Below are 15,009 nucleotides of genomic sequence, written 5' to 3'. Positions count from 1 at the left end.
ACTTCATGAAACGTCTGCTGCTAACTGCGGTCCTCTCCGCATTGATGATCGCTGAAGTTCACGCCGAGTCCTTCACCATCTCCGATATTCGTGTCAACGGCCTGCAGCGGGTATCCGCCGGCAGCGTTTTCGGTGCCTTGCCCCTGAACGTGGGCGATCAGGCCGATGACCGGCGCCTGGTGGAGTCCACCCGTTCGCTGTTCAAGACCGGCTTCTTCCAGGATATCCAGCTGAACCGCGACGGCGATGTCCTGATCATCAACGTGGTCGAGCGCCCGTCGGTGTCGAGCATCGAGATCGAAGGCAACAAGGCGATCAGCACCGAAGACCTGATGAAGGGCCTGAAACAGTCGGGCCTGGCCGAAGGCGAGATCTTCCAGCGTGCCACCCTCGAAGGCGTGCGTAACGAACTGCAGCGCCAGTACGTGGCCCAGGGCCGCTACTCGGCCGAGGTCGACGCCGAGGTGGTGCCGCAGCCGCGCAACCGGGTTGCCCTGAAGATCAAGATCAACGAAGGCACCGTCGCTGCCATCCAGCACATCAACGTCGTCGGCAACACCGTGTTCGACGATGAAGAACTGGCGCAGCTGTTCGAGCTCAAGACCACCAACTGGCTGTCGTTCTTCAAGAACGACGACAAGTATGCCCGCGAAAAACTTTCCGGTGACCTGGAGCGCCTGCGTTCCTACTACCTGGACCGCGGCTACATCAACATGGACATCGCTTCCACCCAGGTGTCGATCACCCCGGACAAGAAGCACGTCTACATCACCGTCAACGTCAACGAAGGCGAGAAGTACACCGTTCGTGACGTGAAGCTGTCGGGCGACCTGAAGGTGCCGGAAGACCAGGTCAAGTCGCTGCTGCTGGTGCAGCCGGGCCAGGTGTTCTCGCGCAAGGTGATGACCACCACGTCCGAGCTGATCACCCGCCGCCTTGGTAACGAAGGCTATACCTTCGCCAACGTCAACGGCGTGCCACAGCCCAATGACGAAGACCATACCGTCGACATCATGTTCGTGGTCGACCCGGGCAAGCGTGCCTACGTCAACCGCATCAACTACCGCGGCAACACCAAGACCGAAGACGAAGTGCTGCGCCGCGAAATGCGCCAGATGGAAGGCGGCTGGGCTTCGACCTACCTGATCGACCAGTCCAAGACCCGCCTGGAGCGCCTGGGCTTCTTCAAGGAAGTCAACGTCGAGACCCCGGCAGTGCCGGGTACCGACGACCAGGTCGACGTCAACTACAGCGTCGAAGAGCAGGCATCCGGCTCGATCACCGCCAGCGTGGGCTTCGCCCAGAGCGCCGGCCTGATCCTGGGCGGTTCGATCAGCCAGACCAACTTCCTCGGTACCGGTAACAAGGTGTCCATCGGCCTGACCCGTTCGGAATACCAGACCCGCTACAACTTCGGTTTCGTTGACCCCTACTTCACTGCCGACGGCGTCAGCCTGGGTTACAACGCGTTCTACCGCAGCACCGACTACGACGACCTTGACGTTGACGTGGCCAGCTATGCGGTCGACAGCCTGGGTGCAGGCGTCAGCCTTGGCTACCCGATCAGTGAAACCTCGCGTCTGACTTACGGCCTCAGCGTGCAGCAGGACAAGATCAAGACCGGTCGCTATACCGTTGACGAGATCTTCGACTTCCTTAAGGAGGAGGGCGACAGCTTCCTGAACTTCAAGGCGTCCGTCGGCTGGTCCGAGTCGACCCTGAACAAAGGTGTGCTGGCAACCCGTGGTCACTCCCAGAGCCTGACCCTGGAATCGACCATTCCAGGCAGCGACCTGTCGTTCTACAAGCTTGATTATCGCGGCCAGCTGTTCAAGCCGATCAACAACGAGTACACCCTGCGCCTGCACACCGAATTGGGCTATGGTGATGGTTTCGGTGGCACTTCGGGCCTGCCGTTTTACGAGAACTACTATGCGGGTGGCTTCAACTCAGTTCGCGGCTTCAAGGACAGCAGCCTGGGTCCACGTAGTACACCGAGTACCGGGAACAACGGTACCGAGCGTGATCCGGACCAAGACCCACTGCCGTTCGGTGGCAACGTCCTGGTACAAGGTGGCGTAGAGCTGTTGTTCCCGCTGCCGTTCGTGAAGGACCAGCGTTCGCTGCGCACCTCCGTGTTCTGGGATGTGGGTAACGTGTTCGACACCAATTGCGGTTCCAAGCCTGACTGCGCCAAGGTCGGTTTCTCGGACATGGCCAGCTCTGTGGGCCTGGGTGTGACCTGGATCACCGCGCTGGGCCCGTTGAGCTTCAGCCTGGCAATGCCGGTCAAGAAGCCGGACGATGCCGATACCCAGGTGTTCCAATTCTCTCTGGGCCAGACCTTCTAAGGTCGGCCCTTGCTTAACGACAACGGTTTATCCAGGAGTGCATCGTGCGTAAGTTGACTCAACTGGCCTTACTGGCCGCGGCGCTGGTCGCCACCCCGGCTTTCGCCGAAATGAAGGTTGCCGTGCTGAACTATCAGATGGCGTTGCTCGAATCTGATGCCGCCAAGAAATACGCGGTGGATGCCGAGAAGAAGTTCGGCCCGCAGCTGACCAAGCTCAAGACCCTGGAAAGCAGCGCCAAAGGCATTCAGGACCGCTTGATCAAAGGCGGCGACAAGATGGCCCAGCCGGAGCGTGAGCGCCTGGAGCTTGAGTTCAAGCAAAAGGCCCGTGACTTCCAGTTCCAGTCCAAGGAACTGAATGAAGCCAAGGCGGTTGCTGACCGCGACATGCTCAAGCAGCTCAAGCCCAAGCTCGACGGCGCTGTCGAGGAAGTGATCAAGAAAGGCGGTTACGACCTGGTCCTCGAGCGTGGCGCGGTCATTGATGTCAAGCCTCAGTACGACATCACCCGCCAAGTCATCGAGCGCATGAACCAAGCCCGTTGATATGACCGTGACCATGACGCTCGGCCAGTTGGCCGAGGCCCTCGGGGCCACTCTCAAAGGCTCCGAGGCGCTGCAGATCACCGGGCTGGCCACCTTGCAGGAGGCCGGCCCCGGTCAGTTGAGCTTTCTCGCCAACAAGCAGTACCGCAAATACCTGGATAACTGCCAGGCAGCAGCGGTGTTGCTGCAGGCTGCAGATGCTGAAGGCTTTGCCGGCAATGCGTTGATCGTGGCGGACCCGTACCTGGCCTACGCGCGCATTTCCCACCTGTTCGATCCCAAACCCAAGGCTGTAGCGGGAATTCATCCCAGCGCCGTGGTTGCCGAGGATGCGCAGGTGGATGCCAGTGCCAGCATCGGGCCGTTCGTGGTCATCGAGAGCGGCGCACGCATTGGCGCCAACGTCAGCATCGGTGCGCATTGCGTGATCGGTGCCCGTTGTGTGGTTGGCGAGGGTGGCTGGCTGGCACCGCGGGTCACGCTGTATCACGACGTGACCATAGGCAAGCGCGTGGTCATCCAGTCTGGCGCGGTGATCGGTGGTGAGGGCTTCGGCTTTGCCAACGAGAAGGGCGTATGGCGCAAGATCGCCCAGATCGGCGGTGTCACCATAGGTGATGACGTCGAAATCGGCGTGAACACCGCTGTCGACCGGGGCGCTTTGTCCGACACGCGGATCGCCGACGGCGTCAAGCTCGACAACCAGATCCAGATCGCTCACAACGTGCAGATCGGCGAGCACACGGCCATGGCTGCCTGCGTCGGGATTTCCGGCAGCACGCGCATTGGCAAGCACTGCACCATTGCCGGTGGCGTGGGCATGGTGGGGCACATTGATGTCTGCGACAACGTATTCGTTTCCGGGATGACCATGGTCACCCGTTCGATCACCGAACCGGGTGCGTATTCTTCCGGCACTGCCATGCAGCCACTGGCTGACTGGCGCAAGAGCGCTGCGCGTATCCGCCAGCTGGATGACATGTCCAAACGTCTCCAGCAGCTGGAAAAACGTGTCGATACCGTGACCTCAGGTGGCCAGCCGACATCAGAAGGCTGATACCATTTCCTGAGCAAGAGTGAACAGTCGCTAGCTGGCTCCTCTTTGGATTGCAAAAGGAGCGTGTGGTCAGCACCTGCGCTCCCTATTCTTATTACAGGCTTCCCCCCGAAATGATGGACATCAACGAGATTCGCGAATACCTGCCTCACCGTTACCCGTTCCTGTTGGTGGATCGTGTAACGGATCTGGACTTCGAGGCCCAGAGCATTCGTGCCTACAAGAATGTCAGCATCAACGAGCCGTTCTTCAACGGGCATTTCCCGGAACACCCGGTGATGCCAGGCGTGCTGATCATCGAGGCCATGGCACAGGCTGCAGGCATTCTCGGTTTCAAGATGCTCGACGCCAAGCCGGCCGACGGCACGCTCTATTACTTCGTCGGTTCCGACAAGTTGCGTTTCCGTCAGCCCGTCCTGCCGGGCGACCAGTTGGTGCTGGAGGCCAAGTTCATCGGCCGTAAGAAGACCATCTGGAAGTTCGAGTGCCGGGCACTGGTCGATGGCAAGCCAGTGTGCTCGGCTGAGATCACCTGTGCGGAACGTGAGCTATGAATTCGATTGATCCGCGGGCGATCATCGATCCGTCGGCCAAACTGGCCGATGGTGTCGAGGTCGGCCCGTGGTCGATCGTTGGCCCTGATGTCGAAATCGGGGAGGGTACCGTCATTGGTCCTCACGTGGTGCTCAAGGGGCCGACCCGGATCGGCAAGCACAATCGCATCTACCAGTTTTCCTCGATCGGCGAAGACACCCCGGACCTGAAGTACAAAGGGGAGCCAACGCGCCTGGTGATCGGTGATCACAACGTGATTCGCGAGGGTGTGACCATTCACCGTGGCACGGTCCAGGACCGCGCTGAAACCACGCTGGGTGACCACAACCTGATCATGGCCTATGCCCACATCGGCCATGACAGTGTGATCGGCAACCATTGCATCCTGGTCAACAACACTGCGCTGGCCGGGCATGTGCATGTGGGTGACTGGGCGATCCTGTCCGGTTTCACCCTGGTGCACCAGTACTGCCACATCGGCGCGCATGCCTTCTCCGGCATGGGCACGGCGATCGGCAAGGACGTTCCGGCTTTCGTCACGGTATTCGGCAGCCCCGCCGAAGCCCGCAGCATGAACTTCGAAGGCATGCGCCGTCGCGGGTTCAGCGACGAGGTCATCCATGCCCTGCGTCGTTCCTACAAGATCGTCTACCGCCAGGGCCTGACCGTCGAAGAAGCGGTCAAGGAACTGGATGAGCTGGCAGGCAAACACCCAGAGGTCGACTTGTTCCGTCAGTCGATCGTGAATTCTGCCCGCGGCATTACCCGCTGACATGGCGCAACTTTGCGTAGCCCTGGTTGCGGGTGAGGCCAGCGGCGATATTCTCGGTTCCGGTCTGATGCGCGCCTTGAAGGCGCGCCATCCCCAGGTGCGTTTCATCGGCGTCGGCGGCCCGCTGATGGAAGCCGAGGGCATGCAGTCGTATTTCCCCATGGAACGTCTGGCGGTCATGGGCCTGGTAGAAGTGCTGGGGCGCCTGCGCGAGCTGCTCAAGCGGCGCAAGGTACTGATCCAGACCCTGATTGCCGAAAAGCCCGATGTGTTCATTGGCATCGATGCACCTGACTTCACCCTCAATATCGAACTGAAGCTACGCCAGGCCGGTATCAAGACCGTGCACTACGTCAGCCCTTCGGTCTGGGCATGGCGGCAGAAGCGTGTGCTGAAGATTCGTGAAGGTTGCGATCTGATGCTGACGCTGCTGCCATTCGAAGCGCGCTTCTATGAAGAGCAGGGCGTGCCGGTTAGGTTCGTCGGCCATCCGTTGGCCGATACCATACCGTTGGCTGCGGATCGGCAGGCTGTGCGCACGGCGCTGGGGCTGGGTGCAGGGCCGGTGGTTGCCCTGATGCCTGGCAGCCGTGGCGGGGAAGTCGGGCGCCTGGGGGCGTTGTTCCTGGATGCGGCGCAGCGCTTGGGCGAGCTGATACCCGGCGTGCACTTTGTAGTGCCATGCGCCAATGGGGCACGGCGTGCACAGCTCGAACAGATGCTTGAAGGTCGCGACTTGCCGCTGACGCTGCTCGATGGCCAGTCGCATCAGGCCCTGGCAGCCTGTGATGCGGTGCTGATCGCGTCGGGTACCGCCACCCTGGAGGCCATGCTGTACAAGCGCCCCATGGTCGTTGCCTATCGCCTCGCGCCACTGACCTACTGGATTCTCAAGCGTCTGGTGAAAAGCCCCTACGTGTCGTTGCCCAACTTGCTCGCCCAGCGCGAGTTGGTGCCAGAGTTGCTGCAGGATGCCGCCACCAGCGAGGCCCTCGCACAAACCCTGGCCCCCCTGGTGGCCGATGGCAGCCAGCAGACCGAGCGCTTCGACGAGATTCACCGCACCCTGCGCCGCGACGCCTCCAATCAGGCAGCCGACGCGGTGCTGGCCTTGCTCAAGGACCGCTGACATGCAGATAGGACTGGATTTCAACCTGGTCGAGGACCTGGTTGCCGGGGTCGACGAAGTCGGGCGCGGCCCGCTGTGCGGGGCGGTCGTCACAGCGGCGGTGATTCTTGACCCGGCGCGGCCGATCCTCGGCCTCAACGACTCGAAGAAACTCACCGAAGCCAAGCGCGAAGCGCTGTTCGACGAGATCTGTGCCAAAGCCCTGAGCTTTTGCATCGCGCGCGCCGAGGTCGAGGAAATCGATCGGCTGAACATTCTTCAGGCCACCATGCTGGCCATGCAGCGTGCAGTGGAGGGCTTGAGTGTCACACCCAGGCTCGCACTGATCGACGGTAACCGCTGCCCCAAACTGTCGGTGCCGGCTGCGCCGGTTATCAAGGGTGATAGCCAGGTGCCGGCCATCGCTGCAGCGTCGATCCTGGCCAAAGTGACCCGCGATCGCGAGATGAGCGCATTCGAGCTGATCTATCCGGGCTATGGGATTGGCGGGCACAAGGGGTATCCGACGCCGGTACACCTGCAAGCCTTGGCCCGGCTAGGGCCCACGCCCATTCATCGGCGCTCCTTTGCGCCGGTACGGGCCGCTTGGGAAGCCCGCGAAGGCATTACCGATTCTCTGATCTAGCCTGTTGGGGGCGCCTTGCGTCCCCAAAACCCCCTCGCTTTTACGCTACAATCCCGCCCTTGTCGTTCAGCACTGCTACAGGATCTTCCATGTCGGTTCCCTTCGTTCACCTGCGCGTCCACTCCGAATTTTCGCTGGTCGACGGTCTGGTGCGGATCAAACCGCTGGCCAAGGCGCTGGCCGGGATGAACATGCCCGCGGTGGCGATCACCGACCAGAGCAACATGTGCGCGTTGGTGAAGTTCTACAAGGCCGCCATGGGCGCGGGCATCAAGCCGATCTGCGGTGCTGACCTGTGGCTGGCCGGTGCCGACCCTGAAGCGCCGCTGTCGCGCATCTGCTTCCTGGCGATGAACCCCAAGGGTTACCGCAACCTTACCGAGCTGATCTCCCGAGGCTGGACTGACGGCCAGCGCAATGGCCTGGTCATTCTGCAGCGTGAGTGGATCGCCCCGGCCAGCGAAGGTCTGATTGCCCTGTCCGCCGGCAAAGAGGGCGATATCGGCATGGCCCTGATGGCCGGCCGTACCACTGAGGCCGAGGCGCTGCTGCACGACTGGATGGGCATGTTCCCCGAACGTTTTTACGTCGAGGTGCAGCGTACCAATCGTGCCGGTGATGAAGAATACGTGCACGCTGCCGTGGCGCTGGCCGACAAGGTCGGCGCGCCGCTGGTGGCCACCAATGATGTGCGTTTTATCAAGCAGTCGGACTTCGACGCCCACGAAAGCCGCGTGTGCATCGGTGAAGGCTGGACCCTGGACGACCCGCGTCGCCCGCGCATGTACAGCGACCAGCAGTACCTCAAAAGCGCGGATGAAATGGCCGAGCTGTTCAGCGACCTGCCCGACGCGATTGCCAACACCGTCGAAATCGCCAAACGCTGCAACATCCAGGTCCAGCTGGGCAAGTACTTCCTGCCCGACTTCCCGACGCCCAATGGCATGGGCATCGACGACTACTTGCGCCATGTTTCGCACGAAGGCCTGGAGGAGCGCCTGGCGGTGCTCTGGCCCAAGGAGACCACGCCCAATTACGAAGAGAAGCGCCAGCTCTACCTGGACCGCCTGAAGTTCGAACTGGACATCATCATCCAGATGGGTTTCCCGGGTTACTTCCTGATCGTGATGGACTTCATCAAGTGGGCCAAGAACAACGGCGTGCCGGTAGGCCCGGGCCGTGGTTCGGGTGCCGGCTCGCTGGTGGCCTACGTACTGAAGATCACCGACCTCGATCCTCTGGCCTACGACCTGCTGTTCGAACGTTTCCTCAACCCCGAACGTGTTTCCATGCCCGACTTCGACGTCGACTTCTGCATGGATGGCCGCGACCGGGTGATCGACTACGTGGCCGACGCCTACGGGCGCAATGCGGTCAGCCAGATCATCACCTTCGGTACCATGGCCGCCAAGGCAGTGGTACGCGACGTGGCGCGGGTGCAGGGCAAGTCCTATGGCCTGGCCGACCGTTTGTCGAAGATGATCCCGTTCGAAGTGGGCATGACCCTGGAGAAGGCGTATGAGCAGGAAGAGATCCTGCGCGACTTCCTCAAGGGCGACGAAGACGCCCGCGAAATCTGGGAGATGGCGCTCAAGCTCGAAGGTGTCACCCGGGGTACCGGCAAGCACGCCGGTGGTGTGGTAATCGCCCCGACCAAGCTCACCGATTTCTCGCCGATCGCCTGTGACGAAGAGGGCGGCGGCCTGGTGACCCAGTTCGACAAAGACGATGTCGAGGCCGCCGGCCTGGTCAAGTTCGACTTCCTTGGCCTGCGTACCCTGACCATCATCAAGTGGGCGATGGAGACGATCAACCGCGAGCAGGCCAAGAACAACCTGCCCGACGTCAACATCGACTTCATCCCGCTGGACGATCGCAAGACCTACGAGTTGCTGCAGAAGGCCGAAACCACGGCGGTATTCCAGCTCGAATCGCGCGGCATGAAGGAGCTGATCAAAAAGCTCAAGCCCGACTGCCTGGAAGACCTTATCGCACTGGTGGCATTGTTCCGCCCAGGCCCCCTGCAATCGGGCATGGTGGACGACTTCATCAACCGCAAGCACGGCCGCGCCGAACTCGCCTACCCGCACTCGGACTACCAGTACGAAGGCCTCAAGCCTGTTCTTGCGCCGACCTACGGCATCATCCTGTATCAGGAACAGGTGATGCAGATTGCCCAGGTCATGGCGGGGTACACCCTCGGCGGCGCCGACATGCTGCGCCGCGCCATGGGTAAGAAAAAGCCTGAGGAAATGGCCAAGCAGCGCGGTGGCTTCATCGAAGGTTGCGTCGCCAACAACATCGATGCAGACCTCGCCGGCAACATCTTCGACCTGGTGGAAAAGTTTGCCGGTTACGGCTTCAACAAGTCCCACTCGGCGGCCTACGGTCTGGTGTCTTACCAGACCGCCTGGCTCAAGACTCATTATCCGGCGCCGTTCATGGCCGCGGTCCTGTCGGCGGACATGCACAACACCGACAAGGTGGTGGTGCTGATCGAAGAAGTGCGCAGCATGAAGCTGCGCCTCGATGCGCCTGACGTGAATGCCTCGGAGTTCAAGTTCACGGTCAATGACGACGGCCGCATCATCTATGGCCTGGGCGCCATCAAAGGCGTGGGTGAAGGCCCGGTGGAGGCCATTGTCGAGGCACGCGCCGAGGGTGGCCCATTCAAGGACCTGTTCGACTTCTGTGAGCGGGTCGACCTCAAGCGGGTGAACAAACGCACACTCGATGCGCTGATCCGCAGTGGCGCACTGGACCGCCTGGGCCCGCACTTTCATGATGAGATCAAGGCCTACCACGCCAGTATCGACATCAATCGCGCGACCTTGCTGTCGGCCCTCGAAGAAGCGATCAAGGCTGCTGAGCAGACGGCACGCACCGCCGATAGCGGTCACGTCGATCTGTTCGGCGGGCTGTTCGTCGAGGAGGACTCCGATGTTTACGCCAACCACCGCAAGGTGCGTGAACTGACGCTCAAGGAGCGCCTGAAGGGCGAGAAGGATACCCTTGGCGTATACCTCACCGGCCACCCGATCGATGAATATGAAGGGGAGATCCGCCGTTTCGCCCGCCAGCGCATCATCGATCTGAAACCCTCCCGCGAGACGCAGACTATCGCCGGCATGATCATTGCCATGCGCGTGATGAAGAACAAGAAGGGCGACAAGATGGGCTTTGTCACCCTCGATGACCGCTCCGGGCGTATCGAAGCGTCGCTGTTCGCCGATGCCTTCATGGGCGCCCAGGCGTTGTTGCAGAACGATGCCATGGTCGTGGTTGAGGGTGAGGTCAGCAATGACGACTTTTCCGGTGGCCTGCGCCTGCGTGTCAAGCAGGTGATGACCATGGAAGATGCCCGTACCAAGCTGGCCGAGAGCCTGCGCCTGAAGATCACCCACGATGCCCTCAAGGGCGACCGCCTGAACTGGCTGGGCGAGCTGATCACCCGCCATCGCGGTGGTTGCCCGATCACCCTCGAATACACCGGCAGCGACGCCAAGGCGATGCTGCAGTTTGGCGACCAATGGTCGATCGACCCGGCCGATGGCTTGATTCAGGCGCTGCGTGACCAGTTCGGGCGTGAGAACGTCTTCCTGCAATATCGTTGAACCGACGAAATTTAATCTCGACCTGAATGCGCCTGATCCCTTAAGGTAGGGCGCCAAACGGATCAACCGGCCGGCCGCCTGGCCGTAGACCCAAGACGGATAACTATGAACCCGAATTTTCTCGATTTCGAACAGCCGATTGCCGACCTGCAAGCCAAGATCGAAGGGCTGCGTTTGGTGGGTAACGACAACTCGCTGAACATCAGCGATGAAATTGCCCGTCTGCAAGACAAGAGCAACACTCTGACCGAAAGCATCTTCGGCAACCTGACCAGCTGGCAGATCGCCCGCCTGGCCCGTCACCCGCGTCGTCCTTACACCCTGGACTACCTGGAGCACATCTTCACCGAGTTCGAAGAGCTGCACGGCGACCGTCACTTCTCAGATGATGCTGCCATCGTCGGTGGTACCGCGCGCCTGGATGGCAAGCCGGTCATGGTCATCGGCCACCAGAAGGGCCGTGAAGTGCGCGAAAAGGTTCGCCGCAACTTCGGCATGCCGCGCCCTGAAGGCTACCGCAAGGCTTGCCGCCTGATGGAAATGGCCGAGCGCTTCAAGATGCCTATCCTGACCTTCATCGACACCCCGGGTGCATACCCAGGCATCGACGCAGAAGAACGCAACCAGAGCGAGGCGATCGCCTGGAACCTGCGTGTCATGGCACGCCTGAAGACCCCGATCATCGCCACCGTCATCGGTGAAGGTGGTTCCGGCGGTGCACTGGCCATCGGTGTGTGTGACCAGCTGAACATGCTGCAATACTCCACTTACTCGGTGATCTCGCCGGAAGGTTGCGCCTCGATCCTGTGGAAGACCGCAGACAAGGCTGCGGACGCTGCCGAGGCCATGGGCATCACCGCCGAGCGCCTGAAAAGCCTGAACATCGTCGACAAGGTCATCCAGGAACCGCTGGGCGGCGCCCATCGTGACCCGGCGCAGATGTCCGAAAGCATTCGCGCTGACCTGGTTCAGCAGCTGGACATGCTCGGCAAGCTCGACAACGACACGCTGCTGGCCCGTCGTTATGAGCGCTTGATGAGCTACGGTCTCTGATGCACCGCTGGGGGCGCAAAGCGCCCCCAACGCTTTCAAGCCGCGTGAGGCTCCAATGATCAACCTCACCCCTTGGCTCAATGCCCCTGCCTGGTACATCGCCTTCTCCGGTGGCCTCGACTCCACCGTCCTCCTGCACTGGCTGGCCGACTACGCCCGCATCCACGCAACGCCGCCGCTCCATGCCATCCACATCCACCACGGCCTGCAACCTGCCGCCGATGCCTGGCCAGGCCATTGCACCGCGGTGTGTGAGCGGCTGGGCATCGAACTCACCGTCATCCACGTTCAGGTCCCTGCCGGGGCGAGCCTGGAGCAGGCTGCGCGCGATGCTCGGTATGCGGCATTCGAGACCGTTCTTGGCGCGGGCGACGTCCTTTTCACGGGGCAGCACTGTGATGATCAGGCCGAAACCTTGCTGTTCCGGCTTCTGCGCGGTGCCGGCCTGCGTGGCCTGGCCGCAATGCCGCAGCAGCGCCCGCTGGGGCGCGGCCGCGTGGTCAGGCCGCTGCTGAACGTTTCTCGCGCGCAGTTGCATGAGTATGCACAAACCCATGGGTTGATCTGGGCCGAAGATCCGTCCAACGCAGATACGGCCTTTGCCCGCAACTTCCTGCGCGCAGAGGTGTTCCCGCTATTGCAGCAGCGTTGGCCGAAGGCCAGCCAGGCCCTGGCTCGCGGTGCCGAGCATCTGGGTGAGGCGCTCGGGCTGCTTGATGAGCTGGCCCAGGCTGACCTGGCCGTGGCCCGGGAGGGGGCGCCTGCCATGTGGTCAGGGATCGACTCGCTTGACCTCGCGAGCCTGGTGGCGCTTTCGCCAGCCCGTCAGCGCAATGCCCTGCAATATTGGTTGAGCCTGCGCACCCGTCTGCCCGACACCCGGCATTGGGCCGGTTGGGCAGCCCTGCGTGATGCGGCAGTCGATTCCCAGCCAGCGTGGCAGCTGACCGACGGCAAGCTGGAGCGCAGCCACGGGCGGATCTGGTGGTTGTGTGGCGACTGGCTGCAGCCTGTCGGCGGGACGCTGCGCTGGGAGATGCCCGGTAGCCCGTTGCCATTGCCCGGGAACGGCAGCGTCAGCCTGCAGGGCGCCCCGCTAGGTGATTTGCGCATCGCCTACCGCCAGGGCGGGGAAGTGCTGGACATACCAGGGCGGGGCAAGCGCGACCTCAAGCGCCTGCTCAATGAGCTGCACGTCCCGCACTTCGTGCGACCGCGCCTGCCACTGCTGTATCGTGGCGAGCGCTTGCTGGCAGTGGCCAATCTGCCCCGATTGGCGCAGGCCGATTGCCAGCTCCACTGGCAGCCTCCGACGAACGCGCAAGGTTTGAGCTGAAGGGTACATTCCGGTAGACTACCCTCCCTTCTTGATACAACTTCTGTGCGTTCCTCGGAAACACGGCAGTTGCCGATTACCACGCAGTTTTTTGCTGGGCTGATTCTGGAAATGACGAGCGAGCTCCATGCCGGGGATAACCCTGGTCTGTACAGACGCGGCAGTTTTTCGAGATGCACTGTGATTGACGCAGGTGATCGGGGGCTTCGGCCTTCCTTCGCTTTCTCCGGCGGCGCTGGCCGCCTTAACGCAGACTTCTAGGGTTTTTCATGACGCGCTACATATTCGTCACGGGCGGTGTTGTTTCTTCATTGGGGAAAGGCATTGCCTCGGCTTCCCTGGCGGCCATCCTGGAAGCGCGGGGGCTAAAGGTCACCATGCTCAAGCTGGATCCGTACATCAACGTCGATCCTGGCACCATGAGTCCGTTCCAGCACGGTGAAGTATTCGTCACCCACGACGGCGCCGAGACCGACCTCGACCTGGGCCATTACGAGCGGTTCATCCGCACGACCATGACCCAGAACAACAACTTCACCACCGGCCGTATCTACGAGCACGTGCTGCGCAAAGAGCGTCGTGGTGATTACCTGGGCGCGACCATCCAGGTCATCCCGCACATCACCGACGAGATCAAGCGTCGCATCATCAAGGGCGCCGGCGATGCCGATGTGGCCCTGGTGGAAATCGGTGGGACCGTGGGCGACATCGAGTCGCAGCCGTTCCTCGAGGCGATCCGCCAGTTGCGCTTCGAAGTCGGCGCCAAGCGCGCGATGCTGATGCACCTGACGCTGGTGCCGTACATCGCCACCGCTGGTGAGACCAAGACCAAGCCGACTCAGCACTCGGTCAAGGAACTGCGCTCCATCGGCCTGCAGCCTGACGTGCTGGTCTGCCGCTCCGACCACCCGATCGACAACTCGTCGCGCCGCAAGATCGCCCAGTTCACCAACGTTGAAGAGCGTGCGGTGATTGCCCTTGAAGACGCCGACACCATCTACAAGATCCCGGGCATTCTGCATGCCCAGGGTCTGGACGATTTCGTCGTCGAGCGCTTCGGCCTGCAGTGCAGCAGCGCCGACCTGTCCGAGTGGGACAAGGTAGTCGACGCTAAGCTCAACCCTGAGCACGAAGTGACCATCGCCATGGTCGGCAAATACATGGAGCTGCTGGACGCGTACAAGTCGCTGATCGAAGCGATGAGCCACGCCGGCATCACCAACCGCACCAAGGTCAACCTGCGTTACATCGATTCCGAAGATATCGAAAACCAGGGCACCAGCCTGCTCGAAGGCGCAGACGCCATTCTGGTACCGGGCGGTTTCGGCCTGCGTGGCGTGGAAGGCAAGATCACCGCGGTGCAGTATGCCCGTGAGAACAAGGTGCCATACCTGGGTATCTGCCTGGGCATGCAAGTTGCCGTGATCGAATTCGCCCGCAATGTGATGGGCTGGAAAGACGCCAACTCCACCGAGTTCGATCGCAACAGCGGCCACCCGGTCGTTGGCCTGATCACCGAGTGGGCCGATGCCACTGGCGCTGTCGAGACCCGTACCGAAGCCTCCGACCTGGGTGGCACCATGCGCCTGGGTGCGCAGGATTGCCAACTGGCTGCCGGCTCCAAGGTGCATGACTGCTATGGCAAGGACGTGATCACCGAGCGCCATCGTCACCGCTACGAAGTGAACAACAACCTGCTGCCGCAACTGGTCGATGCCGGCCTGGTGGTATCCGGTCGTTCCGAAGACGGTGCGCTGGTTGAAGTGGTCGAGTCCAAGGACCACCCGTGGTTCGTCGCCTGCCAGTTCCACCCTGAGTTCACCTCGACCCCGCGTGATGGCCACCCGCTGTTCAGCGGCTTCGTCAAGGCCGCTCTGGCGCAGAAGAACAAGGCCTGAGCCCAGGCTTTGTGAGTTTTCCGACGGTATAAACCGCGCAAAGCTCATTTCTCGGGTAAAGTACCGTCCGT

General features: G+C 61.6%; 11 protein-coding genes. All 11 read left to right on the top strand.

The window, feature by feature from the left end; genetic code table 11:
- The first annotated feature begins 5 nt into the window (after positions 1–5).
- The 11 genes from bamA (at position 6) to ACEWE8_RS23325 (ending at position 14,938) form a co-directional block, all read left to right on the top strand.
- On the top strand, positions 6–2,351 hold the full coding sequence (gene bamA, locus ACEWE8_RS23375; protein ID WP_395589374.1) for an outer membrane protein assembly factor BamA: 2,346 nt from the start codon (positions 6–8) through the stop codon (positions 2,349–2,351).
- A gap of 44 nt (positions 2,352–2,395) precedes the next feature.
- Positions 2,396–2,899 carry an OmpH family outer membrane protein gene (locus ACEWE8_RS23370; RefSeq protein ID WP_012315893.1) on the top strand — a complete coding sequence of 168 codons (504 nt, stop codon included), beginning with the start codon at positions 2,396–2,398 and terminating at the stop codon, positions 2,897–2,899.
- A gap of 1 nt (position 2,900) precedes the next feature.
- Positions 2,901–3,956 carry a UDP-3-O-(3-hydroxymyristoyl)glucosamine N-acyltransferase gene (gene lpxD / locus ACEWE8_RS23365; RefSeq protein WP_012315892.1) on the top strand — a complete coding sequence of 352 codons (1,056 nt, stop codon included), beginning with the start codon at positions 2,901–2,903 and terminating at the stop codon, positions 3,954–3,956.
- Between the two features lie 113 nt (positions 3,957–4,069).
- Positions 4,070–4,510, top strand: a complete 441-nt coding sequence (fabZ, locus tag ACEWE8_RS23360) for a 3-hydroxyacyl-ACP dehydratase FabZ (RefSeq protein WP_012315891.1) — start codon at positions 4,070–4,072, stop codon at positions 4,508–4,510.
- Complete coding sequence (lpxA, locus tag ACEWE8_RS23355; protein ID WP_012315890.1) at positions 4,507–5,283, top strand: acyl-ACP--UDP-N-acetylglucosamine O-acyltransferase; 777 nt, start codon at positions 4,507–4,509, stop codon at positions 5,281–5,283. Before fabZ ends, lpxA begins: the two co-directional genes overlap by 4 nt.
- A gap of 1 nt (position 5,284) precedes the next feature.
- Entirely contained in the window at positions 5,285–6,412 is a 1,128-nt protein-coding gene (lpxB, locus tag ACEWE8_RS23350) for a lipid-A-disaccharide synthase (RefSeq protein WP_046788312.1), read from the top strand.
- A gap of 1 nt (position 6,413) precedes the next feature.
- Positions 6,414–7,037: a ribonuclease HII gene (gene rnhB, locus ACEWE8_RS23345; RefSeq protein WP_046788313.1), complete on the top strand. Its 624-nt coding sequence runs from the start codon at positions 6,414–6,416 to the stop codon at positions 7,035–7,037.
- A gap of 89 nt (positions 7,038–7,126) precedes the next feature.
- The gene (gene dnaE, locus ACEWE8_RS23340; protein ID WP_046788314.1) at positions 7,127–10,651 is read left to right on the top strand and encodes a DNA polymerase III subunit alpha; all 3,525 of its coding nucleotides are present in this window, start codon (positions 7,127–7,129) and stop codon (positions 10,649–10,651) included.
- 105 nt (positions 10,652–10,756) lie between these two features.
- Positions 10,757–11,704 (top strand): acetyl-CoA carboxylase carboxyl transferase subunit alpha, encoded by a 948-nt coding sequence (gene accA / locus ACEWE8_RS23335; RefSeq protein WP_042111686.1) that lies wholly within the window; start codon positions 10,757–10,759, stop codon positions 11,702–11,704.
- A 55-nt stretch (positions 11,705–11,759) separates the two neighbouring features.
- Entirely contained in the window at positions 11,760–13,040 is a 1,281-nt protein-coding gene (gene tilS, locus ACEWE8_RS23330; RefSeq protein ID WP_046788315.1) for a tRNA lysidine(34) synthetase TilS, read from the top strand.
- A gap of 269 nt (positions 13,041–13,309) precedes the next feature.
- Positions 13,310–14,938, top strand: a complete 1,629-nt coding sequence (locus tag ACEWE8_RS23325) for a CTP synthase (RefSeq protein WP_046788316.1) — start codon at positions 13,310–13,312, stop codon at positions 14,936–14,938.
- Positions 14,939–15,009: the final 71 nt, after the last annotated feature.

It is taken from the genome of Pseudomonas sp. TR47, from assembly GCF_044143025.1.
GTDB lineage: Bacteria > Pseudomonadota > Gammaproteobacteria > Pseudomonadales > Pseudomonadaceae > Aquipseudomonas > Aquipseudomonas putida_E.
This window is presented reverse-complemented; position numbering and strand designations above follow the sequence as displayed.

Coding starts and splice junctions, on each gene's coding strand:
- bamA (WP_395589374.1), top strand. CDS start 6: ATGAAACGTCTGCTGCTAACTGCGGTCCTCTCCGCATTGATGATCGCT.
- lpxD (WP_012315892.1), top strand. CDS start 2,901: ATGACCGTGACCATGACGCTCGGCCAGTTGGCCGAGGCCCTCGGGGCC.
- fabZ (WP_012315891.1), top strand. CDS start 4,070: ATGATGGACATCAACGAGATTCGCGAATACCTGCCTCACCGTTACCCG.
- lpxA (WP_012315890.1), top strand. CDS start 4,507: ATGAATTCGATTGATCCGCGGGCGATCATCGATCCGTCGGCCAAACTG.
- lpxB (WP_046788312.1), top strand. CDS start 5,285: ATGGCGCAACTTTGCGTAGCCCTGGTTGCGGGTGAGGCCAGCGGCGAT.
- rnhB (WP_046788313.1), top strand. CDS start 6,414: ATGCAGATAGGACTGGATTTCAACCTGGTCGAGGACCTGGTTGCCGGG.
- dnaE (WP_046788314.1), top strand. CDS start 7,127: ATGTCGGTTCCCTTCGTTCACCTGCGCGTCCACTCCGAATTTTCGCTG.
- accA (WP_042111686.1), top strand. CDS start 10,757: ATGAACCCGAATTTTCTCGATTTCGAACAGCCGATTGCCGACCTGCAA.
- tilS (WP_046788315.1), top strand. CDS start 11,760: ATGATCAACCTCACCCCTTGGCTCAATGCCCCTGCCTGGTACATCGCC.
- ACEWE8_RS23325 (WP_046788316.1), top strand. CDS start 13,310: ATGACGCGCTACATATTCGTCACGGGCGGTGTTGTTTCTTCATTGGGG.